This is a genomic window from Leifsonia sp. 10L418 (assembly GCF_056395445.1).
In genome coordinates, this window is sequence record NZ_JBFTJN010000002.1 from 455,370 (window position 1) to 466,872 (window position 11,503).

Genomic DNA, 11,503 nt, shown 5'->3' on the forward strand with positions numbered 1-11,503 from the left:
TGACTGGGTGATGCGGGGGTAAGTTGCTCCTCAGTGTCTGCGGATCGGAAGTGCCCGTCAGGGTTTTTGGCTCAAAGTGTGGTTTCGCGCAGACATCCCGCAGTGCTGTGTGGTTAACCGTGGCGGTGAGGCTCCCGGTCGGGATTAACTCGGTGTTATGGTGTCGCGGCGTGTGCCGCTACCTCGTCGAACCGTCACCGAAATCGAGCCTGGAGCCCCGAAAATGTCAGCATTCCTCATCGCGATGATTGTGGTGCTGGGAGTGAACACGGTGCTGTGGACCATGGTGGGGCTGTGCCGCGCGGTCGGCTTGCGATTCACCCGCCACCGCCGGTTGCCGAACCAAGGCAGCCGTATCGGGGCCGGTTCCGTCGCCGTCTTGATCGCGGCGCACAATGAGGAACTCATCATCGCCAGAACCATTCGCTCGGCCCGCGCCCTCGTGCCGCACGGCAACGTCTTCGTCGTGTCCGATGGTTCGACCGACAACACCGTCAAGGTGGCAGCCGAGGCCGGGGCGCGAGTGATGGATCTCTCTCGCAACCGGGGAAAGGCCGGCGCGCTGACCGTGGGAATCGACCATTTCGCTCTGGCCGATTCGTTTGACGTTGTGATGCTTCTCGACGCGGATACCCTCCTGGCCGCCGACTACCTCGAAACCGGATTGCCCTTCTTCGACGACCCGAGCGTCGTTGCCGTCGCCGGTCGGGCGACCACGCTCATTGAGCCGGCGCCCCGCACGCACAGGGGCCGGTTCCTCGTCGCGTACCGGGAACGGTTCTACGTGGTCATTCAATATCTCTTCAAGTACGGGCAGGCCGCGCGCCCGATCAACGTGGTGTCCATCGTTCCCGGCTTCGCGAGCATGTATCGCGCGCGCATCCTGGGCGATATCGATATTGCCGCTCCCGGGTTGGCGATCGAAGACTTCAATATGACCTTCGAGGTGCATGCGAAACGGCTCGGCCGGATTGCCTTTCGACCACAGGCCTCCATCGCGTACACGCAGGATCCCGACACTTTCACTGACTACCGAAAGCAACTTCATCGCTGGACGCTCGGATTCTGGCAGACGGTGCTCCGCCACGGATTCCACTGGGGAAAGTTCTGGGCGGCGCTTGGCCTGTACATCGTCGAACTTGTCTTCAGCAGCACGGTGATTCTGATGCTTGTTCCGCTCTTTCTGGTGTCCTGCGTGGGGACGCTCTGGGTCTCTGTGACAGGGAGCGAGCTGGCGGGCGCCGGCCAGGTCGCCGAAGCGTTTCCGCCGGCGGCCGTGGCACTCGGCGTGCTGGTCCCCGACTACCTGCTCACCATCTTCACGGTCTGTGTCACTCGCCGACCCCGCTATCTCATTCTGGGGCTCGGCTTTCCGGTGATGCGGGTTGTCGATGCAACGCTCTGTATGCGCTCGCTCGCGCAAGCCCTTCTGTCGACGAACGTGCCGGCTGCCGGAACCTGGAAGAGCCCGGAGCGGAGACCATCGGCGACGGCCGTTGCCGGTGCGAGACGCCCGCTCTGAAAACTCGAACTGTGCTGACGCTCCTGCTGTGCTGACACGCCAACAGTGCGGGGATGTATCAGCGCGGCAGGATCGCCCGGCGATGCTCGCCATCGTCGGTCGAGAGCATGGCGGAGAGATGCGAGCGCGAACGTGCACCGAGCTTCTGATAAATGTGGGTGAGTCGCACTTCGACGGTGCGCAGCGACACAAAGAGCTCGGCCGCGATCTCCTTGTTGCGCAGCCCGCGGCAGACGAGAAGAGCGACGGCCTGCTCGTCGGGGGCGAGCGAATGAAGCAGTGGATGACCGGACGGGCGGTCGTATCCTCGCCCCGCGGCATCCGCTCTTCTCGCCCACGAAATCGCGCCGAGTTGGGTCAGGATCATGCGAGCCGACGTGAACTGCTCCCTGCTCTCTGACGCGTGCCCGAGAGCGTCAAGTCGTGCGGCATAACTCAGGAGGGTGCGGCCGAGCTCGAACTGCGAGTCGCCGGTGCGCCAGAGCCTGAGCGCGCTCTGAAAGGCGAGAAGCGAGGGCTCTCCTGGCGTGATGAGAGCTCGGGCCCTGGCGGTGGACAGGGTGATCCAACGGGAGCGGTAGGGTAAAGATCTGGCATGGAATTCCTGAAACTGGGCAACCGCTTCAGGCAGTTGGCCGGCCATCGAGTACGCCTCAATCAGGTCGACCTCGTGACGCAGCAGCGCGGGGTTCCTGAACCCGGCACCGATCGTCGACGCGGTGCGGAGGAAGGCGATCGCGTCGTCGAAACGGGAGTCCATCAGGGCAAAACTCCCTTGGTCGGCTAAGAGCCGAGCGGTCAGGGCCGGATTGTCGGTTGCCGCGAACCGACGGGTGCATTCGGCGATCGCAGCTTCGGCCTCCTCCCGATTTCCGGAGGTCTGCCAGTACCAGGCCATCAGGAGGGCGTGCAGATTGCGGTGCAGCTGCCCTGTGGAGTTGGAGCCGTTGAGGCGACTGATGATCTCGAGCGCCTCATTGTGATGGCCAGACAAGATGTCGTTCTCGGCCAGAAAGTAGCGCGCATCGGCCAGCCAGATCGGGTCGGGGGCAGGCTCCAAGGCGAGAAGTGCAATGAAGATTCGACGGGCCTCGGCAAAACGGTCGGCGTAGGTGAGACTCCGCCCGAGGAGGGACAGGGCCTGCGGGGACGATCTCCCTGCGCCGTCGTGGCGGGTGACCCGTTCGTACATTCTGGTCGCCGGCCCTGGATCACCCTCCAAAGCGGAATGAAGCATGGCGACAAGGTCATACTGTTCGACCGCGTACGTGGAGGAATGCGCCAGAAGTCGGCCGGCACGCTCGATCAGCGCTCCGGCTGCCTCGGTTTCCCATCGTTCGGCGTGGCACTGGGCGACGACGAGTTGCACCCTCGCCGCGGCATCAGCGTCGTCGCCGGGGCGTGCACTGGTCCAACGATCCGTCTCGGCGGTGAGAAGCTGCCGGGTCGAGAGGAATTCGATGCGGGTGCGGAGTACCGCGAGCCTCGGGGCGACCTCGCTGCGTTCGGACAAACGTTGCCCGCGACGCGCATATCGCTCGGCGTAGTCAAGCTCCCCCTGAAGCAGAAGCTCGGTTGAGAGATCGGCGAGGGCCAGGGACAGGTCGGCCCCGGTCGGGGCCAGGGTGAGGGCGCGCTCGGCCAGTTCGAGCGCTTGCACCGTGCGCCCCTGGCGGGTGAGCAGCGCCGCTGCGCTCAGCAGCTCTTCCGGCTTGACGGTGGCGGGGTTCAGCCAGCTGCGGTGCCAGGTGGCCAGTTCGGCCTCGTGACCCGCCTCGGCACGCAGCGCTGCAGCGTGGTGGTTCAATCGTTCCGTGGCGCTTTGCGACCAGTAGATCTGCGATCGAAGCAACGGGTTCTCGATGCGAAGATAGCTCCCCTCCCGCGCCACGATGCCGGACGCAACGAGTTCCTCAAGTGCCATGGGAACGCGCAGAGAACCTTGAAGCACGGCGCTCTCGCTGCTGAGGAACGCTGACGACAGCCGCTGAAGCAGCCCCCGCATTTCGGTTGCGATCGGGCCGGAATCGTCGTCCACCGATGTGGTGATGTGCGGCCCGCGAAGCGGGAGGATCAGAGCTTCCGCGTGCAGTCGTTGGCGTTCGGTGAGCGAATGCACGATGTGTGCGAGTGCCCGGGGGTTTCCGGCCGACGACGAGACAACGATTCGTGACACTGCCGCATCGATATGCGGGCCGACGAGCGCCGTGATGAGTGCGAGAGCCTCGGAAGCGTTGAGTGGCGCAAGCGTCAGGCGGGTCAGCGAGGCGAGCGGCCCGGCACTCGGGTCGGACGACATGGTGCCGACCAGACGAAGCCCGCTTCCGTTCAGACGCCCGGCAACCATCGCAAAAACGATCTGGCTGGGGGAATCCATCAGGTCAACGTCGTCGACGAGAAGAAGAGTCGGGGTGCGGGTGGCCGTGTGAATGAAATCGAGAATCTCCGCGGTCACCGTCTGAATCTGACCGCCCCAGCCCGGGGACTGCAGGAGGCGCCGCGACAGCCCCGTCGCCGCCGGGTGGGAGAACGAGGTGACGATGGTCGACAGGCCCGACAGCGGAATGCTCGACTCGGCCGGGTTGATTCGAACCCGGAACACCGCGGAGTTGATTTGTGCCGCAGCGTTGGCGAGAACGGTGCTCTTTCCCGTTCCCGGCCCGCCGACGATCAGCAGGGCATCCTCCGGCGCGGTTTCGGCGAGGTCCTTGATTCGGGCAACTGCATCCGCCCGGATCATCGGTCGGACCCGGCGATCGGCAGGCGCGAACTGGCCGGCGAGCGTGGGGTGTTCGGGGAGTTCCGGCTGGGTATTCGCCGGTTCTCAGAATGCGCATTCATGTTGTGCCACGATTCGGGTCGCGGTGACGGGTTCCCTCTCGCCAGAGAGGGGTGTTCGATGTCGCAAGTGACACAGGATGCCGCTCGCGGCGTTTCGCTGACTCGGGTGAAGCCAGTAAAAGCGAGAGCCGATGCCAACCTATTCCGAAACTCGAAAAACTATGCCCCCAATTTGGGGGGTGTCGTCAAACGAACAGAAAAAGCACGAAGCCGATCAGCGGAAACGTGCCCTGAATGAGCGCCGCCCGCAGATAGCGGCGACCAGTGGTGGTCAGAACGAGCGCCGCCAGCACCATTGAGCCGGTCGAAAAGAACACGAGTGCGGCACCAGCCTGCGGTTGGTTGGTGAGCCAGAGGAGCAGGCCGAGCGCTGCGCCGGCCGCGAGGAACAGGTTGTAAAAGCCCTGGTTGTACGCCATCGGACGTGTCGTGTCGGCATCCGCTTGGCTGGCCAGACCGAATCGCTTCCAGATGCTCGGACGCGTCCACCAGATGCTTTCCATCATGAAGATGTAGACGTGCAGCACAGCTGCAAGGGCGACGAACACGGTGGCGACGATGATCATGCCAGAAGTGTACGACCTGGCCGCGTCGTCGGGCAGGCGGATGCCCCGGTCGACTCAGGCGTTCACGTCGACGACCGTGCGACCGTGCACGTCTCCGGAGAGAATGCGCCGAGCCGCGCCGAAGGCCGCGTCGAGCGGGATCACGTGTGTGATCTCCTCGAGCCGGGTGACGTCGATTTCCTCCGCCAACAGCTCCCACGCTTCTGCGCGAAGCGCCGTCGGGGCGTCGACGGAATTGATTCCGGCGAGGATCACCGCTCGCAGGATGAACGGCAGCACGGTGGTCGGTAAATCGGCACCCTGCGCCAGCCCGCAGGCGGCAACGACCCCGCCGTAGTTGGTCTGCGCCAGGGCGTTGGCGAGAGTTGCGCTGCCGACCGAATCGACAACCGCCGCCCAGCGCTGCGTCTGCAGCGGTTTGCCGGCCTCGGCGAGATCGGCCCGGTCAACGAGCTGGGTTGCCCCGAGCCCGTGCAGAGAGGCGCCGAGTTCAGCACCGCGACCGGTTGACGCGTGTACCTCGAAGCCACGCCCGGCGAGCAGTGAGATCGCGACAGAGCCGACCCCTCCGGCCGCACCCGTTACCAGCACCGGGCCGGACTCCGGCGTCACTCCCTGCCGTTGAAGGGCCATCACCGCGAGCATGGCCGTGAATCCTGCCGTTCCGATCGCCGCCGCCCGCAACGCGGTGAGACCTTCCGGGAGACGAACCAGAGCGGTCCCATCGACGCGGGCGCGCGCGGCCAAACCACCGTGCAGGCGCTCGCCGAGTCCCGCCCCATTCTGGATGACGGTGTCGCCGACTTTCCACTCCGGGTGTGCGCTGTCGGTGACGACGCCGACGATGTCGATACCGGCGATCAACGGCCACGTGCGCACGACGCCCGGCTTGCCGCAGAGAGCAAGGCCGTCTTTGTAGTTGATGCTCGAGAACTGAACGTCGATGGTCACGTCGCCCGGTGCGAGAAAGCCGTCATCGACCAGTCGGAGCTCAGCCGTCTGCCGGGTGACGCCACCGGCATCCGTCTCGGTGTCAACAACAAGGGCCCTGAACTGTGACGTCGAACTCATGCGCTCAGCCTAGGTGGAGCGTGGGTCGCAGGCACGAGTGCGCCTCGCCGCCGTCGCAGCAAACGTGACGTGACCTGGCGGCTCCCCATAGACTCCGCTGAAGGGAACGCATCACATAGACGGGGAACAGATGGACCAGCTGCCAGGGGAATACCCTCAAAATTCGGCCGAATCAGTGCCACCGGTGGGGCCGCCGACAGCGACCCCGGAGTCTACGCCGGCGGCGACCGACACCAAGCCTTTCTTCTCGCGGCCGGGAGCGATTCTGGGCGGCGCGCTCGTCGTCGGCCTCGTCGGCGGATTTCTGGGAGGGTATCTCGGCCAGCTGGCCGGTGGGAACGGAACTCCGACCTCGTCGGGAACCTCGGTCGGAAACCCTGGCGGCTCCACCGTCACCGGTTTCTGTGACGCTGAGGCGGTGGCAGCCAAGGTTCTTCCGGCGATTGTCACGATCAACGTGGTCAGCGAGGCCGGCGGTGGGGTGGGCACGGGCTCGATCATCCGCGACGATGGCTACATCCTGACGAACAATCACGTCATTGCGGATGCCGCGAACGGCGCCACAATCATCGTCACGTTCAGCAACGGCCAGCAGGTGCCCGCCACCTTGGTCGGACGCTCACCGCAGGCCGACATCGCTGTCGTGAAGGTCGACGTCGGCACGAAGCTCCCGGCCGTTGTCGCCGGCGACTCGGACACGCTCAATGTCGGGCAGCCGGTTGTCGCCCTCGGGGCTCCGCTTGGATTGTCAAGCACGGTCACCGCCGGAATCGTGAGCGCACTCGGCCGCGATGTGCCGGTGCCGAACGATGAAGGAGGCACTGCGCTTCTCGCCGGAGCGATCCAGACTGACGCAGCCATCAACCCGGGCAACTCGGGCGGTGCGCTGGTCGACTGCGACGGCGCACAGATCGGCGTGAACTCCGCAATCGCGACTGTTCCGAACGCCGCAGGGCAAGCGGGTGGCGGAAGCGTCGGCATCGGCTTCGCGGTTCCGGTCAACCTGGCGATGTCGCTGGCCACCCAGATGATCGAAACCGGAAAGGTGTCGTACCCCTACTTCGGCATGCAGGTCGTCGCGATCCCTGCCGATGTCGCAGCGAAGTTCAACACCGAGCCCGGGCTCTTCGTCGAAGGGGTCACCCCCGGTGGCCCGGCGGAACAAGCGGGCATCCAGACGGGCGACATCATCACCTCGATTGACGGCCAGTCCGTCTCCGACGCCGCGGTACTGACGCGGGTGAAACTGACGAAGCAGGTCGGGGACACCGTCGAGGTCACGTACCTGCGCGGCACCGAGCAGGGCACCACGACGGTCACGCTCGGCGCGACGCCGTAGCGGCAGCACGAGCGTTCAGGGGTCGGGGCCGAATGGTCCCGGCCCGGTCGTCATTGTCGCGCGGCATCCGCTTCACAAAGCACACGAACCTATACTTCGACCATGTCCCCGCCACCGCGCGTCCTTGTCGCCGAAGACGACATTCGGCTTGCGCAAATGTTGCGGAACCTCTTGGCCGGGGAGGGTTACGCCGTGACCGTCGCACACGACGGCCAGCGGGCGCTCCACGAGGGCCTCACCAACGAGTTCGATGTGCTGCTGCTCGATCGCGGCCTGCCGGCGATTGAGGGTCTTGACGTTCTGGCCAAACTACGCGCGAGCGGAGTGGTGACCCCGGTGCTGATCTTGTCGGCGCTCGGAAACTCGGCCGACCGCGTGGAGGGCCTCGACCGAGGCGCCGAAGACTATTTGTCGAAACCGTTCGACATCGACGAGTTGCTTGCCCGGTTGCGGGTTCTTCGCCGCCGGCTCGCTTCGACGGTGCCGGTGCTCAAGATTCCCGGCGGAACTCTGGACACCGGCAGCAGATCGGTCACGCGCCGCGACGGACAGATCGTCGCTCTCTCTGAACGCGAAGGGGATTTGCTCGAGCGGCTGGCTCGCCGTTCCGAGCAAGTTTTCACAAGGGAAGACCTGCTCGTCACGGTCTTCGCCGACGCCGACGATGCGGGAGTCGTCGATACCTATGTGCACTATCTGCGCAAGAAACTCGGGCGCGACATCATCGACACCGTGCGCGGTGTCGGCTATCGGCTAGGCCGGTCGGCATGAGCTCCCGTGACCTGGCCGAGTCCCAGCGTGCCGCTCGTCGGCTCGCCGTTCAATTCGCTGCCCTCATCGTCATTCTCTTCACCATCCTGGGCGTCGTCGTCTTCGCCATCGTCAGTGCGAGCCAGGCGGAGGCAACACAGCGCAGCCTGGTCGGCGCGTCGCTCATCGACTCGCCCCGCGATGCGCCGCCCGGAGTGTTCGTTGTGATCGTGAGCGACCGAGGGGTGCTGGCCTCCCCAGATCTGCCGCCCGGGCTACCCGACGAGGCAGCCATCCGCACCGTGCACAGCTCCGGTGGTGAGGTGCAGAGCACACAGGTCTTGAACGGTCAAAGCTATGCGATCCGAACTTCAGAGGGCGCGCGCGGCACGGTGCAGGTGGCAGTCAGCCTGCACGAAAGCCAAGAGGAACTTGCGCGGCTCGGCTGGGCCTTGGCCATCTCCGGGGTTCTTGCAGCGATCGCTGCGGTGTTCATCGCAGCGTGGATGGCGCGGCGGGCGATGCGCCCGTTGGCCGATGCGCTTGCTCTCCAGCGTCGCTTCGTGATGGACGCGAGCCACGAGCTCCGAACGCCTCTCACGTTGTTGAGCACCCGTGCTCAACTGCTGCGACGAGCGTTGCAGCAGGCATCCGGTGACGACGTTTCCTCGCCAACCGCGCCGGTCTCGTCCGCGTCGGCCGACGAGATCGCCGAGGCGGTGGAGGAGATCGTGCAGGATTCCCGGATTCTCACCGAGATTCTCGAGGACCTTCTCATCGCGGCAGACCCGCGTGAGGTCGCACCGACATCCCGGCTCGACCTCTGTGCCCTCGCCGACAACGCGGTGGAGTTGCAGAGCCTCGAGGCGAGCCGGCGCGGCCTCGTGCTCGTGCGTGGCGGGTCAGCCGAGCCGGTCATGATTCACGCGGCGGGGGCCTCGATCCAGCGCCTTTTCACCGCGCTCATCGCGAACGCGATCGATCATGCCAAGTCAGAGGTGCACGTTGAGGTGAGTCGCGCCGGCGGGAATGCCGTGGTTCGAGTGAGCGATGACGGTCCCGGTTTTCCGGCGGGGATGGATGCTGCGGCGTTCGAACGATTCGCGTCGTCGCGCCCGGTGTCCGATTCGCCCGGTCGTGAGCGGCACTATGGCCTCGGGCTGGCTCTCGTCGCCGAAGTGGCGTCCCGCCACGGTGGCAGCGTCACGATCGAGCCGTCCACCGGTGAACGTGGTGCCGTGGTGAAGGTGTTGCTGCGGGTCGGTTCGTAGGCGGAGTCTCCTCGCGGCGTGCGCGCTTCGCCGAGCAATGCGATGGCGTCGAGCAGTGCAATGGCGTCGAGCAGTGCAGATGGCGTCGAGCAGTGCAGATCCATAGCCAACGCCCCGAGTTCTCCCAGCCCGTCTAAGAAAGTTGGAAGAAACCTGCCGGAGTGTGGTCTCTAGAGCACGCAGAATCCGACAGGGGAGTGTCATGACCACGCACGTGATAAGCCATCGACGTCGTGAGAGCGTGAGCCCGGTCGTCACTCCTCGGCGCCTCCGCGTGCGTGGCCTCAGCGCCCCGGCCCTGCATCGTCGGGCGCTGGTGGTTCGAGCCGTGCTCACCGTCGGCCTCTGTGTCGTGCTGTTCATGTGGTGGACCAACGCCAGCCCGAATTTCGCCGCAACACCGGCGAATCTCACCACCACGATCGGCGAGTTGAGCGGCATGATCGGCGGATATCTGGTCTGCGCCCAGGTGCTGCTCATCGCCCGGATTCCCTGGTTCGAAACGTCGGTGGGCATGGACAAGCTTGTGCTCTGGCACCGTACGCTCGGCACGGCCGTTCTCCTGCTCATCGCCACGCACGTCGGATTCATGATCCTCGGCGGGATGCTTCTCGACAATTCCACGCCATGGGCCGAAGTCGTCACCATCCTCACCAACTACCCTGACATGCTGACCGCTCTCATCGGCACGATCGCCTTCTTCGCGGTGGGGCTCAGCAGTGCGCGGCTGCTGCGGAATCGCCTGTCGTACGAAGCCTGGTACTGGCTGCACCTGACGACCTACGTCGCCATCTATTTGACCTTCCTGCACCAGATCAGCGCTGGCGTGCACTTTGTGGGTAACCCGCAGAATCGCGCAGTCTGGATCCTGCTCTACCTCGGCACGGCGGCCGCGATCCTCACCTGGCGCGTCGTTCTTCCGGCCGTCGCGGCCTGGCGTCAGCGGCTGCGCGTCGACCGCGTCGTGATCGAGAACTCGGGGACGACGAGCGTGTGGTTCAGCGGAAAACGAGTCGATGAGCTCGGCATCCGTGCAGGAAACTTCATGCTCTTCCGGTTCCTCTCCTGGGGACACCTGCTCACCGCACACCCCTACTCCATCTCGCGCATTCCGCAGGCCGGGGTGCTGCGCATCACCGTCGGCGCGCTGGGCGATCACTCGCGACGCATCCGTGAACTGCGCCCGGGAACGCTCGTCTTCGCCGAAGGGCCGTTCGGGCACTTCACGGCCGATCGCGCCGGCCGCACGAAGATTCTGCTCATCGCGGGTGGTGCGGGAATCGGCCCGATCTGCGCGCTGGCCGAGGAATTGACCGCCCGCGGCCACGCGGTGATCGTGGTCTACCGTGCTCATTCGGTCGAGCACCTCGCGTTGTTGCCCGAACTCGCGCTGATGCCCGGTCTGCGAGTTGTTCCCGTGCTCGGCCGACGGAGCCAACTGGGCTACGACCCGCTCTCCGCCCCGGCGCTCGCGGGGCTCGTTCCCGACATGAGGGAGCGGGAGGTCTTCATCTGCGGGCCCGCCGGGCTCGCAATGCAGATGGAATCGGTGCTTCGCACCCTCAAGGTTCCGCGGCGTTTCATTCATCGAGAGGAGCTGAGCCTGTCATGAGACTGAAGAAGTGGCGCGGCACCCTGCTGTTTGCCGTGATCCTGACCACGATGGGACTCACCATCGGCCTGAAGCTCTACGGTGCGGCCGACCTGGCGGGGGCATCGGCTCCGGGCACGACGACGTCGGCAGGCGTTGGAGTGCCGGCGACCCCGCAGCCGGCGACCGGTCCGGCGAGCGGTCCGGCCAGCGTAGCGGTACCGAGTGCGGAGGCTGCGGCACCGACGCCGGCGGCCCCCTCCGGTGTGACCACAACGATCGACGGACAGGTGAAGCAGACCGCATACGGCCCCCTCCAGGTCTCGGTCACCTTCGTCGACGGCACCATCACCGCGGTGACCGAGCTGCAAGCTCCGAATGACCGAGGGCGCAGCGTGGAGATCAACCAGCAGGCCGCGCCGATCCTCGAGCAGGAAGTTCTCACTGCGCAGTCGGCGAATATCGACACCGTGTCTGGCGCGACCTACACCTCGGAGGGCTATGCCCAGTCGGTTCAGTCGGCGATCGACCAGCTGTGAGTCCTATCCGGTA

9 protein-coding genes are annotated in these 11,503 nt (G+C 65.4%); 6 read left to right on the forward strand and 3 right to left on the reverse strand.

The genetic code is table 11. From position 1 onward, the window contains the following. Positions 1-223 precede the first annotated feature (223 nt). The gene (locus AC1DCF_RS05585; protein WP_477210157.1) at positions 224-1,522 is read left to right on the forward strand and encodes a glycosyltransferase family 2 protein; all 1,299 of its coding nucleotides are present in this window, start codon (positions 224-226) and stop codon (positions 1,520-1,522) included. Between the two features lie 58 nt (positions 1,523-1,580). Here AC1DCF_RS05585 and AC1DCF_RS05590 read toward each other — a convergent pair whose 3' ends face one another. From AC1DCF_RS05590 to AC1DCF_RS05600, 3 genes are all read right to left on the reverse strand, one after another. After that, positions 1,581-4,262: a helix-turn-helix transcriptional regulator gene (locus AC1DCF_RS05590; RefSeq protein ID WP_477210158.1), complete on the reverse strand. Its 2,682-nt coding sequence runs from the start codon at positions 4,260-4,262 to the stop codon at positions 1,581-1,583. A gap of 286 nt (positions 4,263-4,548) precedes the next feature. Beyond that, positions 4,549-4,929: a DUF1304 domain-containing protein gene (locus tag AC1DCF_RS05595; protein ID WP_477210159.1), complete on the reverse strand. Its 381-nt coding sequence runs from the start codon at positions 4,927-4,929 to the stop codon at positions 4,549-4,551. A 54-nt stretch (positions 4,930-4,983) separates the two neighbouring features. Then, positions 4,984-6,000, reverse strand: a complete 1,017-nt coding sequence (locus tag AC1DCF_RS05600; protein WP_477210160.1) for an MDR family oxidoreductase — start codon at positions 5,998-6,000, stop codon at positions 4,984-4,986. 130 nt (positions 6,001-6,130) lie between these two features. On the opposite strand from AC1DCF_RS05600, the gene AC1DCF_RS05605 reads away from it, so the two are divergent. The 5 genes from AC1DCF_RS05605 to AC1DCF_RS05625 all read left to right on the forward strand — a co-directional run bounded on the left by AC1DCF_RS05605 (position 6,131) and on the right by AC1DCF_RS05625 (position 11,490). Continuing rightward, a complete protein-coding gene (locus AC1DCF_RS05605) occupies positions 6,131-7,339 on the forward strand; it encodes a S1C family serine protease (RefSeq protein ID WP_477210161.1) in 1,209 nt (402 codons plus the stop codon). Between the two features lie 102 nt (positions 7,340-7,441). Next, positions 7,442-8,110: a response regulator transcription factor gene (locus AC1DCF_RS05610; RefSeq protein ID WP_477210162.1), complete on the forward strand. Its 669-nt coding sequence runs from the start codon at positions 7,442-7,444 to the stop codon at positions 8,108-8,110. Then, positions 8,107-9,360 (forward strand): sensor histidine kinase, encoded by a 1,254-nt coding sequence (locus AC1DCF_RS05615; RefSeq protein WP_477210163.1) that lies wholly within the window; start codon positions 8,107-8,109, stop codon positions 9,358-9,360. Before AC1DCF_RS05610 ends, AC1DCF_RS05615 begins: the two co-directional genes overlap by 4 nt. 202 nt (positions 9,361-9,562) lie before the next feature. After that, a complete protein-coding gene (locus AC1DCF_RS05620; RefSeq protein ID WP_477210164.1) occupies positions 9,563-10,972 on the forward strand; it encodes a ferredoxin reductase family protein in 1,410 nt (469 codons plus the stop codon). Next, the gene (locus tag AC1DCF_RS05625) at positions 10,969-11,490 is read left to right on the forward strand and encodes an FMN-binding protein (protein ID WP_477210165.1); all 522 of its coding nucleotides are present in this window, start codon (positions 10,969-10,971) and stop codon (positions 11,488-11,490) included. Before AC1DCF_RS05620 ends, AC1DCF_RS05625 begins: the two co-directional genes overlap by 4 nt. Positions 11,491-11,503 lie beyond the last annotated feature (13 nt).